Here is a 14,595-nt window from a genome sequence, read left to right as displayed (position 1 = left end):
CACTGGTGGAACACATGGACCTTCTCGCACTTGCCGATTTCACGCTTGTCGCCCGGCATGGCGGCTTCGGGCGGGCCTCCCGTGAATCGGGCCGCCCCAAGGCCACGCTGTCCCGGCGGGTGGCCGACCTGGAGAGCGGCCTGAACCTGCGCCTTTTCGAGCGGGGCGCGCGCGCGCTGAAGCTCACCGAAGAAGGGCGGGCGCTGTTCGAGAAGACGTCCGTGCTGCTCGCCGAGCTCGACGAGACGACGGCGGCCATCGCCTCCGGCGGCAAGGAACCGCGGGGAAGCTTGCGGGTGAGCGCGCCGCTGCTCTTCTCGCAGGCCGCGATGGGAAAGCTGGCGGCGCAGTTCGCCATGAAGCACCGCGAGGTCCGGCTCGAGGTCACGACCGAGGACCGCACCGTCGACATGGTGGAAGAGGGCTACGACCTGGTGATACGCGTCAACCCGGACCCGGACGAAAACCTGGTCGGCCGCATCTTCCTGAGGGACCGCATCGTGGTGGTGGCAGGCGCGGCGTTTCACCGGCCCGCGGGCGGTGCACCCGTTCCGGTGGTGGAGCGGGGCGGTGGGGGAGGTGGCCAGCCAGCGGTGTGGGAAGTGACGCAGAAGGGAAAGAAGAAGCAACTGGCGGTCCAGCCCGTCCTCAGCCTGTCCTCGCTGTTCATGGTCCGCGATGCAGTCCGCGCGAACGTCGGCGCGGCGCGCCTGCCCCTGTCGCTGGTCGCCAATGACGTCGCCGCCGGAACGCTGGTGCATTGGGGCGATGTGAAGGGGCCCGAGGTCGCGCTGTGGGCGCTCTACCCTTCACGCCGCCTGCTGAGCGCGCGTGTGTCCGCCTTCCTCAACTTCCTGAAGGAGGCCTTCCCTGAAGGGACGCCGGAAGAGCTGGCGGCTTACATCCGGTGAGGCGCGGGCCGGGATTTGTCATAGGACATTCGTCCAATGGCGCCGGAGCCGGTTAAAAAAGACACTGTGGTCTTCCTCAACCAACCTGCTTTACCACCATGAACTTCCTCAAGCTCACCACCCTCGGCCTCGCCGCTTCCATCATGGCCGCTTCCGCCGCCGCTGCACCGCCGGCCGAAGCCAAACCCAGCGTCGTCATCGTGCACGGCGCGTTTGCCGACGGCTCCGACTGGGCCAAAGTGATCCCCTTGCTGCAGGCCAAAGGCGTGCATGTGGTCGCGGTGCAGAACCCGCTCAGCTCGCTGGCCGATGATGCCGCCGCCGCCAAGCGCGCCATCGACGCACAGCCGGGCAAAGTCGTGCTGGTCGGCCACTCCTGGGGCGGCGCCGTGATCACGCAGGCCGGCGACAACCCGAAAGTCTCAGCACTGGTCTACGTCGCGGCTTTCGCGCCCGACGTCGGCCAGGTGATAGGCGAGCTCGGCAAGGGCTTTCCGACCCCCTCGGGAGTGGCCCACTTCGCGCCCGATCCCGCGGGCTGGCTGTACCTCACGCCAGAGGGCATGGGCAAGCACTTCGCGCAGGACCTGCCGGCCGCTACCACCGCGGTGATGGCGGCGACACAAGGCCCGATTCTGGGCAGCGCCTTCGGCGACAAGGTGTCGGTGGCTGCGTGGAAGCAGAAACCCTCGTGGTACCTGCTGGCCGAATCCGATCGCATGATCGCGCCGGAACTGCAGCGCTCCATGGCTAAGGCCATCAACGCCAAACTCAGCACGGTCAAAAGCAGCCACGTGCCCCAGCAATCGCAGCCGGCCAAGGTGGCGGCGGTGATCCTGGACGCGGTGCAAAGCGTCAAGTGAGGGCGGCATAATGCGGGGCGCGCCGTCCGGCGCGCCCCCATTTCCGTTCCCCCATCCGGAGCCCAGCGATGCCCGTCCCAGCCGCCCATGGCGCAGGCTCCCAGGTCCAGGTCTTTGATGCCGTCAAGGCACTCGCCTTTGTCGGCGACCTGAGCATGGGCCAGCCCATCGACCATTCCGCCCGCACCGCGTGGCTGGCCGTGCGCCTCGCGGCGGCGCTCGGCCTCGACGCGCAACTGCAGACGCACGTGGCCTATGTCTCGCTGCTGCGCTGGTCGGGCTGCACCGCGAACGCGCCGGAGATCGCCGACCTGATGGGCGATGACGTCAACGGGCGGCAGGCGATGCTGGCGGTCGGCATGCCGGCGCACCTGTCCGGGCTGACCGGCCCGGCGGCGCAGATCCATTGCGAGGTGTCCGGCGACGTGGCGCGCACGCTGGGCCTGCCCCTACCCGTCGAGCGCGCACTGCGCCGCATCTTCGAGACCCTGGACGGCGGCGGCCAGCCCAATGCGCTCGCCGGCAGTGAGGTGCCGGTCGAGGTGCAACTGGTTCAGGTCGCGGGCGACCTGGAGGTCCACAGCCGCGTCTACAGCCTTGAGCACGCATTAAGCGGCCTGGCCGCGCGCGCCGGCCGGCAATACCCCGCCGAGTGGTTGCCCACCTTGCGCGAGAACGCGGCCGACTGGCTCCACACGCTGGAGCAAGACCCGGCGGGCGTTGATTCGCTCACCCTGGCCGAAGTGCTGCCGGCGCCGACCGCGCCGCTGGAGCTGATCGCCGACGTGATCGACCTGAAGCTGCCCTGGCTCACCGGCTACTCGCGCCGCGTGGCCGAAGCGGCGCAAGGCTGCGCCGTGCAGCTCGGCCTGCCCGAAGCACAGTGCAGTCGCATCCACCGCGCGGCCTTGATCCACGGCATGGGCCGCGCCGCGGTGCCGAATGAGATCTGGAACCTGCCCGGCCGGCCCGGCGATGCGGCGATGGAGCGGCTGCGCCTGGTGCCCTACTGGACGGCGCGCGCCGCGCGGCGTATCGGCAGCCTGGCCGACGAGGCCGACATCGCCTCGTATGCCGACGAACGCCTGGATGGTTCGGGCTTCTTCCGCGGTGCGTCGGGGGACGCGATCGGCATCGAAGGGCGCGTGCTCTCGGCGGCGGCGCAGTGGGCCATGTGGCAGACCGGCCGCCCCGGCCGCGCCGGCCTGGGCGAAGCGGACGCCACGCGGCGACTGCGCGATGAGGCGACGCGCGGGCGGTTCGACACCAAGGTGGTGTCCGCGCTGACCGGCGGGCCGGTGGCCGCGCCCAAGCCTGGGCCCGACCATGCGGCCGGGCTGTTGACGGACCGCGAAATCGAGGTGCTGCGCCGCATCAGCCACGGCGAGAGCAACAAGGAGGCCGCGCGCACACTGGGTATCAGCCCGAGCACGGTGCGCGCGCACCTGGAGAACATCTTTCGCAAGCTCGAATGCACGACACGCGCCGCGGCAACCTTGAAGGCGCTGACGAGCGGGCTGCTGTAGGCACAGGCTCGGCTCGGCTCGGCTCGCAGCGCAATTCACCACGCCCTGGGCACATGGGGCCGCGCGCCTTGCCGGGCGGATGCCTGACGACACGCTTGAGCATTTTTTGAGTTTGACCATTTTGGAGCGAGTGATACATAATGGCGCTTCGTATCCAGAATGCATTGTCATGGCCAGACCCCGACAGTTCGATGAATCCGCAGTCCTTGATGCCGCCGTCCAGTGTTTCTGGTCGCGCGGATACGAGGTCACGTCGGTACGCGAGCTGGCTGAAGGCATGGGCCTTACTAGCGCAAGCCTCTACAACGCCTTTGGCGACAAGCGTGCGCTGTACCGGCGTTCGCTGGAACACTATCTTGAGCAAAGCGTGCGGGACCGTATCAGGCGCTTCGAAGGGCTTGCGCCCCGTGATGCCGTCGCCGCGTTTCTCGGCGAGATCGTCGAGCGATCCATGGGCGACCTGGAGTGCCGCGGCTGCATGCTGGTCAACGCCGCGCTGGAAATCGCGCCGCACGATCCGGAGTTCCGGCTTGTCGTGGCGGAAGAACTCAAGCAGATCGAGGCATTCTTTCGCCGTTGCGTCAGCAGGGGCCAGAAGAGCGGTGAAATCTCCACCGCAGCGGACGCGAAAGATGCCGCGCGCATGCTGCTCGGCGTGCTGATGGGCATTCGCGTGCTCGCACGCGCGCGGCCCGAGCGCGCGCTCCTCGAAGGAATTGTGCGCCCTGCGTTGGGCCTGCTCGATCCGCCGGCACGACCGCCTGGGCAGCTTGCCCACTGACCTGCCCGAAAGCTCGCAGCCGGATGACTCAAACATTCAGTCGACGCTGGTGCCGGGGCCATTGATATCGACCGGGCGCCTCTGCCTGTGCGCCGGAAAACGTGACGACTTCTCATCTTCACCCGTTTTTTACAAGGAGACAAAATGCGCATCATCGTTATGGGAACCGGCGGCGTCGGCGGCTACTTCGGCGCACGGCTTGCCAATGCCGGGCACGACGTCACATTCATCGCGCGGGGAAAGCAGCTTGCGGCGATCCGTGAGGGCGGCCTGCGCCTGGAGAGCCCGCGCGGCAACCTGCATTTACACGACGTCAAGGTCACGGACAAGCCGGCTGAGGCCGGCATCGCCGATATCGTGCTGTTCGGGGTCAAGCTGTGGGACACGGCCAGCGCGGCGCAAGCCATCAAGCCGGTGATCGGTGAGCAGACCGCCGTGGTTTCGTTCCAGAACGGCGTGGTCAAGGACGACACGCTGCGGCAGTCGCTGGGAGACAAGCACGTCATCGGGGGCGTTTGTTATATTGCCGCGACCATTGCCGAACCCGGCCTCATCCGGCACTCGGGAACGATGCAGAAGCTGGTGTTCGGTGAGTACGACGGCAGCAGTTCCGCGCGAATCATGCAGTTTCGTGACGCCTGCACGGAAGCCGGCATTGATGTCGAGGTCAGCGCCAACATCCAGCGCGCGATCTGGGAGAAGTTCGTGTTCCTGGTCGGCTTGTCCGGCACCACCAGCACGGTGCGCACGCCCATAGGGCCGATACGCGCCAACGCGCGCTCGCGGGCCTTCCTGCGCGCGGTGATGGACGAAGTGGTGCAGGTCGCGCGCGCCGAAGGGGTTGCATTGCCCGCCGATTACGCCGACGACAGGCTTGCTTTTGCGGACCAGGTGCCCGCAACCATGAGCTCTTCCATGCACAACGACCTTGAGCGCGGAAACCGCATTGAAGTGCAATGGCTCAGCGGTGACGTGGTTGCCAGGGGCGTCCGGCTCGGCGTGCCGACGCCCTGCAACCGGGCCATCTTCGACATCCTCTCGGTGCATGCCGAAGGGCGCCCGGCATGAACACGCCGAAAGGCCTGGCCGGCCTCACGATACGGGCCATTGAGGCGACGCTGGTGGTCGTGCCGATGCGTCGCGCGCTCGGCACCAGCGCCATGCGCATCACCGAAGCACCGTTGCTGCTGATGGATCTGCTGACCGAAGAGGGCATCATCGGCCGCGCATACCTGTTTTGCTACCTTCCGGCTGCGGGCAAGGCGGCGATGGCCCTGCTACAGGATGCGAACGCGTTGCTCGCCGGCAAAGACGCCTCACCGGCCGAAGTGCGCCGCCTGCTTGAGGCGCGGTTCCGACTGCTCGGCGCGCGCGGCATCGTATCCATGCTCATGGCCGGCATCGACATCGCGTGCTGGGACGCGCTGGCGATTTCGGCGAACCTGCCGCTCGCGCGTTTGCTGGGCGCGCCATTGCGTTCCGTTCAGGCCTACAACAGCAATGGCCTTGGCCTGCTGGACGCGCCGGCTGCGGCGGACGAGGCCCGAGAGCTCGTGGCGGAAGGTTTCCGCGCCATCAAAATGCGGCTGGGCCGGGCATCAGCGCAAGAAGATCTCGCGGCGGTGCGCGCCGTTCGCGCCGCCATCGCCGACGACATTGTGCTGATGTCGGACTTCAACCAGCGCCTGACGCCGAACGAGGCGCGCGAGCGTTGCATGTCGCTTGACGGCGAAGGTTTGTACTGGATCGAAGAACCCGTGGCCCACGATGACTACGCCGCCAGTTCCGGGCTTGCCGCTTTGCTCCGGACCCCGATCCAGATCGGCGAGAACTTCGCGGGGCCGAGGGCGATGGCGCACGCGCTGTCGCAGCGCGCCAGCGACTTTGTCATGCCCGACCTGGAGCGCATCGGCGGTGTGACCGGCTGGATGGCTGCGGCTGCGCTGGCCGACGCGGCGCGCGTCGAGTTCTCTTCCCACCTGTTCCACGAAGTCAGCTCGCACTTGATGGCGGCAACGCCTACTGCGCACTGGCTCGAATACGTCGACTGGGCCGATGCGATCCTTCAGGAGCCCCTGAAGGTGGTTGACGGTTGCATCACCCCGCCGGACCGGCCTGGCAACGGCCTTGTGTGGGACGCGGCGGCTGTCAAGCGGTTCAGGTCGCAGCCTTAGCCTCTTGAATGTGGATCCGGGCAGGGCCGCCTGCCCGGGAGGGCAGTTCGCGCTACGGCGCCGCTTTGATGGCCGCTTCGTTTACATTTGTGGAAATCCCTATTGCATTTCCACAAATGTACTTGCCAGGCGCCTCATGAAAGCCCATCCCCCATTCCTGTCAAATTTGCGAAACGAAATGGCCGACTGGCGGCTGTGGGCCGGCCGCACCGTCGTATTGGCGTCGGCCGTGCTGGCGGGGCTGGCCGTCGTGGCATTTACCTGGCTGACCGAGCATGCGCTGAAGCTCTTTTTCGTGTTCGAAAAGAGCTACTGGTGGGGGCCGCTGTTATGGACGCCTGTCTGCACCGCAGCCATCGTCTGGGCGACCAGGCGCTACGCCCCAGGCGCAGCGGGCTCGGGCATTCCCCAGGTCATGGCGGCCCTGACCTCCGAAGTGCCTGCCGCCTCGCGCGGATTGTTTGTGTCGCTGCGGCTTTCCGCGGCCAAGATGCTGCTGACCGCCTGGGGACTGCTGGGCGGGCTGTCCCTGGGCCGGGAAGGCCCGTCGGTGCAGATTGCCGCCGGGGTCATGTACCACGCCCGTCGCTGGCTGCCTTCCGGCTCCCGGGTGTCGGAGCAGGGGCTGCTGCTGGCCGGCGGTGCGGCCGGCATCGCCGCGGCATTCAACACGCCGCTGGGTGGAGTGATGTTCGCCATTGAGGAACTGACGCGCAAACCCGAGCAACGCAGCAACGGGCTGCTGCTGGCGGCCATCGTGCTGGGCGGTCTGATGGCCGTGTCGATCTACGGCAACGCCACCTATTTCGGCGTAATCCGCGTCGAAAACATCAGCATGGCGCTGCTGCTGCCGGGCTTGCTGGTCGCCGTCTGCAGCGGCTTGGCGGGCGGCTTGTTTTCCAGGCTGTTGGCCGTTTCCCTTGCGGGCGGCACACCCGACTGGTTCAGCCGCTTCCGGCAAAAGGCGCCCGTGCGCTTCGCGGCGGCTTGCGGCCTGGCGGTGGCTGTGCTGGGTTGCGTGAGCCATGGCGATACCTATGGCGGCGGTTATGCCCATACCCGCGCGATGCTGGAAAGCGGCGGGGAATCCTCGTCGCTGTATGCGTTGCTCAAGTTCATCGCTACCTGGATTACCGCCTGGTCCGGTGTTCCGGGCGGAATTTTTGCGCCGTCCCTGGCGATAGGCGGCGCCTTGGGCAACGACATCGCCCAACTGACCGGCTACGTCAATGCGCCCACGCTGATAGCGCTGGGAATGGCGGGATTTCTTGCCGCCGTCACGCATGCGCCCATGACCGCATTCATCATCGTGATGGAAATGGTCGACGGCCACGGCCTGGTCCTCAGCTTGATGGCCAGCGCATTGGTCGCAAGCGCCGTTTCTCGCCTGGTCAGCGTCCCGCTCTACGCCCTGCTGGCCGATCTGCAGTTACTCCGCCTGCCCAAGGCTTGAACGCGTGATGACGCCCCGCGCATTCAGGGAAATACCTGATGCCATATACATTTGAACAAATATAATAGGTATTTCCGGTTTCGGAAAATTTCCCAGCGAGGACTTTAGGGCCTTCAGGGGCTCGAGCCCTCTGGAGGCTCTTTTTTTGCCGAAACGGCATACCGGGTGCAAATTACCTTGCGCCCGGTCCTCGTTACCAGCCATTCATTTTGTGGGCCATGCGAATTGCAGACGCGTGGTGAATGAGGGCTTTCTCCAGGATTGGATATGCGGCCACCACACAACTCAAAACCGCCGGCTGAAGAGAAATCCGGAAACCGGGGCGATCTGGGCGGCGTGTATTCAATCGTTGCGCTTTGTGCTGTCGCAGTCGTTGTCGTCTATTTCCTGGCGGGCGTTTTTTTCGTATTTGCCCTTTGAGCCGAATGACACCGTGCGCCCGGTCGGCTGAATCGCCATGGGTTCGCGGCAGCAAAACAAGACAGTGATCTGTACACGTCTGGTTAATGAACAGGCCTTGAGGAATTGTTCGCGACTGCCGGTACACTCTTCAATGGGTGGTTCATCTTTTCAATGAATCAGGTTTGCGCGATGGTCGGGCCGCCTCGCGGACCTACCCACGCCCATCATGCCGACATCCAACGTTGAATACCTCGCTGCAGGCCTTTTTGCGCTTGCCCTCCTGCACACCTTCAGCACCAAGCAGTTCGAGCGGCTTGCCAATCGTTTTCCACGGCACGCCGGTCTCTTCCATTTGCTGGGCGAGGTCGAAGTCGTTTTCGGCTTCTGGGCCATCGTTCTGGTCCTGGTGATGGCATTCGTGTCGGGCGGCGAACAGGCGCTGGCGTATGCGGAGTCGCGCAATTACGCCGAGCCCCTGTTTGTTTTTGTGGTGATGGTCGTGGCCGGGTCCAGGCCGGTGCTGGACACCGTGCTGCGCACGATCAATGCGGCCGCGAAATTGCTGCCGGTCCCGGCGCAACTGGCCACCGCATGGCTGGGACTGGCCGCCGTTCCGCTTTTCGGCTCCCTCATCACGGAGCCTGCCGCCATGACGATCGCCGCGCTCATGCTAGCGCCACTGGTGTTCCGAAAGGACATGCCTGAGCGGGTGAAGTACCTGGCTCTCGGTGTTTTGTTCGTCAACGTGTCCATTGGCGGAACATTGACGGCTTATGCGGCGCCGCCGGTGCTCATGGTCGCCGCCACGTGGCAATGGGACAGCGCCTTCATGTTTGCCCAGTTCGGCTGGAAGGCCGCGATTGCCGTGATGCTCAATGCATCCGTTGCCGCCTTTGCGCTTCGCAAACACCTTGTTCAGGATGCCGTTCCCGAGGCGGCTGATGGTTCACCATCTTTGCAAGTGCCTTGGCCGGTGGCCGCGGTCCATCTGTTGCTGCTGGCGGCCGTCATCGTGTTCGCGCACCATCCCGTTGCCTTCCTGGGAATATTCCTGCTCTTTCTGGGCTTTGCCCAGGCCTATGAGCGCTACCAGAATCCCCTGCTTATCAAGGAAGCACTGCTGGTGGCATTCTTTCTGGCGGGCCTGGTTGTTCTGGGCGGGCTGCAACGCTGGTGGTTGCAGCCCATTGTTTCCGCCCTGGAGCCGCTCGAACTCTTCTTCGGCGCACTTGGCCTGACTGCCGTGACGGACAACGCCGCATTGACTTACCTCGGCGCGCAAATTTCCAGCATCCCGGCGGACTCGAAGTACATGCTGGTAGCCGGTGCCGTAGCGGGGGGCGGGTTGACTGTGATCGCGAATGCACCGAATCCGGCGGGGTTGGCCTTGCTCAAGTGCGGCTTCGCCGACGAATCGGTAGGCGCAGGAGGCCTGTTCCTTGGCGCGCTGGGACCTACCATCGTAGCTTCAGCAACGCTATTGCTTTTATAAAACGATCCCGAATTTCCCCGGCCGCGAATGCCCGCGCGAAGCACAGTGTCCTCTTCCGCACTGTATCGGCCTGTTGTGCGCCGAAACTCCGGGACACCTCAGCGCAGCGGCCGGTTTTTCTGCCAGATCGCCAGAAGTATCAGCCCGTATGCCGCAAGCCGGACGCTGTAAAAAAGTACGCCGTCCTCATGGGCGCCGATCATCAGCCCGAGCACGAAGCGATTGACGGCCTCCAGCCAGAATGACAACGCGAAATACAGGAAAAACAGATCCCGCGTGTGCCGCCAGAATTTGAAGAAAAAAAGCCCGGCGAGCAGCGACGTAACGGCGATGGCGCCCATCAGCATCTGGTTCATGGTCAGTCCTCCTCCCAGATAAGGCCGAACAGCAGCAAGAGCAGCGCAACCAGTCCGGTGGCGAGCCGCCAGGTGGACAGGTCCACCGCCGGCAGCACGAGCCTGTCGACAACCAGCAGGAAGTTGTTGACGCTCAAGCCCGCAAAACACAGCGCACTCCAGAACAGCAAAGGGGTTCGGCTGGAACGCCACGCACGAAACAGCAGCCCGAAGCAGGCCAGGCAGGTCAAGGCACATAAAAGATAAATGACGGCCGCCATGTCAGGAATCCTTTCGCCAGCGGAACGCATCCGCAAACTGGTTCGCCCGCCGGTTCAGGCTGGAGTGGATCAAATCGGTGACCCCCAGGAGATTGCCCGCGTAATGCGCTGCCACCCGATCCAGCAATTCTGCCAACTCCCGCGACGGCTGGTAACGGTAGACGCCTTCCGCGTCGGGGACACGAACCGCAATCTCCGCAGTTCTCAGCGACTCCAGGAGGTGCGCCGCCTGGGCCACTGGAACGTACAGGCGGCCGGCGAGCTGGGGTGCGTTCCAGGTCGCCCCGGCATCGCGCCGCATGAGAAGAAGCGACTCGATATAGGGCACCGACGGCACGCTCGCGAGAACGAACCGCCGGACATCGTCGGGAAGGGGTTCGCGGTTCATTCCAGCCGGTGCCTTTGTACCCGTTGCGCAATTCGCTCGCGCAGCCGCCAGCGCGCGGCGTCGGAGAGCATCCTGCCCGCCCAGCGATAAACGTTGAATTCCCGCACGGTGGTGCGCAGGCTGGCCATGCGCTCGCGCTGCTCGCCTTCAGGCATCAGCAAGGCCTGGTGCAAGGCGTCGGCTGTTTCCTCAACATGGTAGGGGTTGACGATCAAAGCCTCGGGCATCTCGCGCGCTGCGCCCGCGAAGCGGCTCAAAATCAACACGCCGCGCTCGTCATCGCGCGCCGCCACGAACTCCTTGCACACCAGGTTCATCCCGTCATGCAAGCTGGTGACCAGGCAAGCATCGGTGGCGCGGTACAACTCATTGACAGCCTCGTGGTCGTGGTGTTGCGCCAGCAGCCGGATCACCGGCCCGTCGGGGGTGCCGAAGCGGTTGTTGATACGCTCCGCCACCTGCCGGATCCGCTCCTGAAATGTCCGGTATTCCTCCAGGACACCGCGAGAGGGAGCCGCCACCTGCACAAAAGTAAAGCGGCTCAGCCATTGCGGGTGCTTCTCCAGCATGCGCTCCACCGCATACAGGCGCTCAAGGATACCCTTGGTGTAGTCGAACCGGTCGATGCCGACGGCCAGTCTGTGCCCCTGCGGAATGGCCAGGCGCCCGAACACGTTTCGCCTGCATTGCTCGACCGCAGGCCAGCTTTGGCGCTCAGCCTCATCCGGCCAAGCAATTGAGATCGGATAGCTCTCTACGAAGGTGTCCGCGCCCTGGTAGGAAATCGTCGAGTGTTCGTGTTCGATTCGGGCTTCCAGGTACCGGTCGACCGTCTCAATGAAATTTTTGCAGTGAAAGAGTGTGTGAAAGCCCAGAATCGTGCTGCCAAGCATGCCTTGCAAAATCTCACGCCGCCAGGGGCAAATGCCGAACGATTCGGGATTGGGCCAGGGGATGTGCCAGAAGGTCAGGATGGTCGCCCTTGGCAGTTTGGCCCGCACCATGGCGGGCAGCAGGGCAAAGTGATAGTCCTGCACCAGCACGACAGGGTCTTCGCTTCGCGCCTCGGCCACCACGGCGTCGGCGAACCGTTGGTTGACAGCGCGGTAATGGTGCCAGTCCGACTCGCGGAATATCGGCCGCACGTGCGCAACGTGACACAGCGGCCATAGCCCTGCGTTGGCGAAACCGTAGTAGTAACCCTGTTCTTCCTCTTCAGTCAGCCAGAGCCGGCGCAACACGTATTCGCTCTGCCCCGGCGGCAAGGCGACGCGGTCGTGCCTGTCGACCGTTTCCCTGTCGGCGCTGCCGCTGCCGTGCGCAATCCAGCTTCCCGAACAAGCTCGCATGACCGGCTCAACGGCGGTGATCAGTCCGCTGGCGGGGCGTCGTACGACCACCTGCCCATGCTCCCGGTCATGAATGTAAGGCTCGCGATTTGAGACCACGATGACCTGATCACCGCTCAACTGTCCGCGCAGAAGCGATTGCAGTCTTTGCGGATTCCATTCAGTTTCCGGCCCGTGCGACCGCCGGTACTCGTCCTCCAGGTCCCGCAGGCGGGCGCGCAGGTCGGCTGCGAGCGGTGCGAGTTCCGGCGCGGTGCCGGCCAGGGGGCGCACGAGGCCTTCTCCGCGCAGGAGGGCGCGGGTGCCGGACACCCATCCACGCCAGCTCAGCTGGGCTATGACCATCGTTGCGAGGGCAATCACGCCGCCGAGGCTGGCAATGAGGATGATCAGGTACTGCCGCGTGTCCTTGCTTCGTCGCTCGATAAAGCTGAGATCCTGCAAAAGGACCAATTGCCCGACGTTGCCGGATTCCGCCGTGACGGGATACACGCCCACATGTACCGGGCCGCCGCCAATGCGCAACACCGGATCGGGCTCGCCGGCAATCTGGCTGGCTCGCGCGCAGTCCAGGTCCTTGGGAAACGTCGATGTGCTGTCCAGCAACTTCATGCCCTGGGAGCACACGCCGATTGCCACCAGGCGCTCGTCTTGCACAGCGCGATTGAACAAGGTCTGCAGTTTGCGGCCGCGCGGGTCGGGCAAGGCATCCGCGATCGACTCGGACAACGCGTTCGCCACGAGCGTACCGCGCATGTTCAGGTCGCGCGCGAACCAGCGAAGCGTCAGGCGGTCCATCAAGGGGAGCGCCAGATAGGCGGCCGCTGAAAGGATCACGACCAGCGGGATCAGAAACCGCAGCTGCAGCCGGAAAGTTTTCATGCTTTATGGCGGTAAACCGGTAACGCGATGTTCATCCATGTAATTATATTGGTGCAAATGTATATGCCCGAGTCCGAACAAATACAACGGCAATGACGAGCCTAAGTTCGTTGCGATTTTTTGCGAAATATACCGGCGTTTATTGGCCCTTGACAGGTTCCACTTAGCCTTACGCACGGCAGATGTCGTAGGCCAGGCTGATTCTGGGAGCGCCGCGCCCCGCCGTGGGGCCGGTTTTGATCAGATGTCCGGCTGTCCGAGCGGAATGTTAGCGGCGCGCTTGTCCACCGCGAGGGCCTGGATCACCTTGTCCAGGTCCCGGTTAAGCCGAATGAGCGCCGGCGTGTCGAGGCTTGCCAGCGCTTCAGGAAGCACCCCTGAAAAGGGGCCGGGGGCGCGTTTCAAGACCTTGAGGCCTGCCGGCGAGACGCGAAGCGCCAGGGCGCGCCGGTCGGTGCCGGACCGTTCGACTTCAACCAGGCCCCCGGCCACCAAGGCTTTCAACAGGTTGCTGGCCGTGGACTGATGCACGTCCATTTGATTGGCGAGTTCGCTGACGCCGATGCCGGGCGTGCCGCGCACCACGCTCAGGGCCCAAAGTTGCGCACCCGCCAACCCCGCTTTTTTCTCCACTTCGCGAAAGTGCGTCTTGACCGCGTTAAAGATGAGCCTGAAGCGGCGCAGGGCCTCCGCTGCGGGATCGTTGCGAGTTGTGTTTCGAACTGGAGGTTTAACTGAGGTTTTGGACATTTAAATGGAATCATATGATGCCGCCCCTTGAATACCAGGGAGCCGTCTCGCCTGGGTTCGACGTACGTTGATCTCGGGTAATAAAGTCAAGTCGTCGATTATTCAAGCCTCCTGCTCACATTGGACTGCGCGCCTTGCTCGGCGCATGCCCGACAACCCGCTTGAACGCCCGGCTGAAGGAGGCCTCGGAGTCGAAGCCCAGCCGGTCGGCGGCCGTGGTGACGCGCATGCCGTCCTGCGCGATCCAGCTGCGGGCCTGGAACATGCGGATGCGGGCCACGTAGCGGGCCGGGCTCTCGCCCACAGAGTCCTTGAAGGCTTGCGCAAACCGTGAGCGCGAGGCGCCCATGATGCTGGCCATCTCGGGCACGCTCCAGTCCTGCTCGGGCGAGGCGTGGATGGCGGCCAGCACCTTGCCCACGCCGGGCGAGCGCAGCGCGGCGATCCAGCCCGTCGAGTTGCTGCAGGCGCATTCCACCCAGGCGCGGATGATGCTCGCGGCGAGCACGTCGGCCATGCGCGCCAGGATGCCGCAGGCGCCTATGCGGTTGAGCGAGGCTTCACGCTCCATCGCGTCGAGCAGCATGGGCACGCCCGGGTCGCGCTGGGCCAGTTCGCCGGCGCGTATCACCTCCGGCATCATGGCCAGCAGCGGGTGCAGCGGGTCGAGGTTGAAAGTCATGCTGCCGCAGAACATGACGTGCGAGGGTGCTTGCGCCACGGGCGCGCCGTCCCGCAGCAGGTAGATGTCCTCCGCGACGCGTTCGCGGTCGAATGTCGCGAGGGCCACCGGCGGCACCTCGGGTGAACTGGCGATGGTGTGGGCCGTGCCGCGCGGCAGCAGCACCGCGTCGCCGGCCTTCAACTCCACCCACCCCAACTGCGGCGTGTGCATCCAGGCATCCCCGCTGGCGACGAAATGAAAACGCGCGGCGGCTTGCGGTGCAAAAGAAATGGCCCAGGGCGCATGCATCAGGCAGCGGCCGTATTCGACGCCTTCCAGGCGCA

14 protein-coding genes are annotated in these 14,595 nt (G+C 64.8%); 8 read left to right on the top strand and 6 right to left on the bottom strand.

Going from position 1 to position 14,595, the window contains the following annotated elements:
- Positions 1 to 14 precede the first annotated feature (14 nt).
- From ACLV8F_RS16575 to ACLV8F_RS16540, 8 genes are all read left to right on the top strand, one after another.
- A complete protein-coding gene (locus ACLV8F_RS16575; protein ID WP_411885304.1) occupies positions 15 to 911 on the top strand; it encodes a LysR family transcriptional regulator in 897 nt (298 codons plus the stop codon).
- A gap of 98 nt (positions 912 to 1,009) precedes the next feature.
- On the top strand, positions 1,010 to 1,774 hold the full coding sequence (locus ACLV8F_RS16570) for an alpha/beta hydrolase (RefSeq protein ID WP_411885303.1): 765 nt from the start codon (positions 1,010 to 1,012) through the stop codon (positions 1,772 to 1,774).
- A 68-nt stretch (positions 1,775 to 1,842) separates the two neighbouring features.
- Positions 1,843 to 3,300, top strand: a complete 1,458-nt coding sequence (locus tag ACLV8F_RS16565) for an HD domain-containing phosphohydrolase (RefSeq protein WP_411885302.1) — start codon at positions 1,843 to 1,845, stop codon at positions 3,298 to 3,300.
- 169 nt (positions 3,301 to 3,469) lie between these two features.
- Positions 3,470 to 4,081 (top strand): TetR/AcrR family transcriptional regulator, encoded by a 612-nt coding sequence (locus ACLV8F_RS16560; RefSeq protein ID WP_411885301.1) that lies wholly within the window; start codon positions 3,470 to 3,472, stop codon positions 4,079 to 4,081.
- A 144-nt stretch (positions 4,082 to 4,225) separates the two neighbouring features.
- Positions 4,226 to 5,149 (top strand): ketopantoate reductase family protein, encoded by a 924-nt coding sequence (locus tag ACLV8F_RS16555; protein WP_411885300.1) that lies wholly within the window; start codon positions 4,226 to 4,228, stop codon positions 5,147 to 5,149.
- A complete protein-coding gene (locus tag ACLV8F_RS16550; protein WP_411885299.1) occupies positions 5,146 to 6,255 on the top strand; it encodes an enolase C-terminal domain-like protein in 1,110 nt (369 codons plus the stop codon). Before ACLV8F_RS16555 ends, ACLV8F_RS16550 begins: the two co-directional genes overlap by 4 nt.
- Positions 6,256 to 6,391: 136 nt before the next feature.
- On the top strand, positions 6,392 to 7,708 hold the full coding sequence (locus tag ACLV8F_RS16545; RefSeq protein ID WP_411885298.1) for a chloride channel protein: 1,317 nt from the start codon (positions 6,392 to 6,394) through the stop codon (positions 7,706 to 7,708).
- A 628-nt stretch (positions 7,709 to 8,336) separates the two neighbouring features.
- A complete protein-coding gene (locus ACLV8F_RS16540; protein ID WP_411885297.1) occupies positions 8,337 to 9,602 on the top strand; it encodes a putative Na+/H+ antiporter in 1,266 nt (421 codons plus the stop codon).
- 98 nt (positions 9,603 to 9,700) lie between these two features.
- On the opposite strand, the gene ACLV8F_RS16535 is transcribed toward ACLV8F_RS16540, so the two are convergent.
- The 6 genes from ACLV8F_RS16535 to ACLV8F_RS16510 form a co-directional block, all read right to left on the bottom strand.
- The gene (locus ACLV8F_RS16535) at positions 9,701 to 9,958 is read right to left on the bottom strand and encodes a DUF5985 family protein (RefSeq protein ID WP_411885296.1); all 258 of its coding nucleotides are present in this window, start codon (positions 9,956 to 9,958) and stop codon (positions 9,701 to 9,703) included.
- 2 nt (positions 9,959 to 9,960) lie between these two features.
- Positions 9,961 to 10,218: a DUF5985 family protein gene (locus tag ACLV8F_RS16530; RefSeq protein WP_411885295.1), complete on the bottom strand. Its 258-nt coding sequence runs from the start codon at positions 10,216 to 10,218 to the stop codon at positions 9,961 to 9,963.
- 1 nt (position 10,219) lies between these two features.
- Entirely contained in the window at positions 10,220 to 10,606 is a 387-nt protein-coding gene (locus ACLV8F_RS16525; RefSeq protein WP_411885294.1) for a hypothetical protein, read from the bottom strand.
- Positions 10,603 to 12,837: a trehalose-6-phosphate synthase gene (locus ACLV8F_RS16520; protein ID WP_411885293.1), complete on the bottom strand. Its 2,235-nt coding sequence runs from the start codon at positions 12,835 to 12,837 to the stop codon at positions 10,603 to 10,605. The genes ACLV8F_RS16525 and ACLV8F_RS16520 overlap by 4 nt, the downstream gene beginning before the upstream one ends.
- A 240-nt stretch (positions 12,838 to 13,077) precedes the next feature.
- Positions 13,078 to 13,587, bottom strand: a complete 510-nt coding sequence (locus tag ACLV8F_RS16515; RefSeq protein ID WP_411885292.1) for a MarR family winged helix-turn-helix transcriptional regulator — start codon at positions 13,585 to 13,587, stop codon at positions 13,078 to 13,080.
- 115 nt (positions 13,588 to 13,702) lie between these two features.
- Positions 13,703 to 14,595: AraC family transcriptional regulator (locus ACLV8F_RS16510; protein ID WP_411885291.1), on the bottom strand; the 893-nt coding region annotated here is incomplete at its 5' end.

The organism is Polaromonas sp. YR568, from assembly GCF_943369675.1.
Lineage (GTDB): Bacteria > Pseudomonadota > Gammaproteobacteria > Burkholderiales > Burkholderiaceae_C > Polaromonas.
Note: the sequence above shows the minus strand (reverse complement) of the source record. Positions and strands in the feature narration are given on the sequence as shown.

What these genes read in the sequence shown, in the direction of transcription:
- ACLV8F_RS16525 (WP_411885294.1), bottom strand. Translation starts at nt 10,606, where the DNA reads ATGAACCGCGAACCCCTTCCCGACGATGTCCGGCGGTTCGTTCTCGCG.
- ACLV8F_RS16535 (WP_411885296.1), bottom strand. Translation starts at nt 9,958, where the DNA reads ATGAACCAGATGCTGATGGGCGCCATCGCCGTTACGTCGCTGCTCGCC.
- ACLV8F_RS16555 (WP_411885300.1), top strand. Translation starts at nt 4,226, where the DNA reads ATGCGCATCATCGTTATGGGAACCGGCGGCGTCGGCGGCTACTTCGGC.
- ACLV8F_RS16575 (WP_411885304.1), top strand. Translation starts at nt 15, where the DNA reads ATGGACCTTCTCGCACTTGCCGATTTCACGCTTGTCGCCCGGCATGGC.
- ACLV8F_RS16560 (WP_411885301.1), top strand. Translation starts at nt 3,470, where the DNA reads ATGGCCAGACCCCGACAGTTCGATGAATCCGCAGTCCTTGATGCCGCC.
- ACLV8F_RS16540 (WP_411885297.1), top strand. Translation starts at nt 8,337, where the DNA reads ATGCCGACATCCAACGTTGAATACCTCGCTGCAGGCCTTTTTGCGCTT.
- ACLV8F_RS16550 (WP_411885299.1), top strand. Translation starts at nt 5,146, where the DNA reads ATGAACACGCCGAAAGGCCTGGCCGGCCTCACGATACGGGCCATTGAG.
- ACLV8F_RS16515 (WP_411885292.1), bottom strand. Translation starts at nt 13,587, where the DNA reads ATGTCCAAAACCTCAGTTAAACCTCCAGTTCGAAACACAACTCGCAAC.
- ACLV8F_RS16570 (WP_411885303.1), top strand. Translation starts at nt 1,010, where the DNA reads ATGAACTTCCTCAAGCTCACCACCCTCGGCCTCGCCGCTTCCATCATG.
- ACLV8F_RS16545 (WP_411885298.1), top strand. Translation starts at nt 6,392, where the DNA reads ATGAAAGCCCATCCCCCATTCCTGTCAAATTTGCGAAACGAAATGGCC.
- ACLV8F_RS16530 (WP_411885295.1), bottom strand. Translation starts at nt 10,218, where the DNA reads ATGGCGGCCGTCATTTATCTTTTATGTGCCTTGACCTGCCTGGCCTGC.
- ACLV8F_RS16565 (WP_411885302.1), top strand. Translation starts at nt 1,843, where the DNA reads ATGCCCGTCCCAGCCGCCCATGGCGCAGGCTCCCAGGTCCAGGTCTTT.
- ACLV8F_RS16520 (WP_411885293.1), bottom strand. Translation starts at nt 12,837, where the DNA reads ATGAAAACTTTCCGGCTGCAGCTGCGGTTTCTGATCCCGCTGGTCGTG.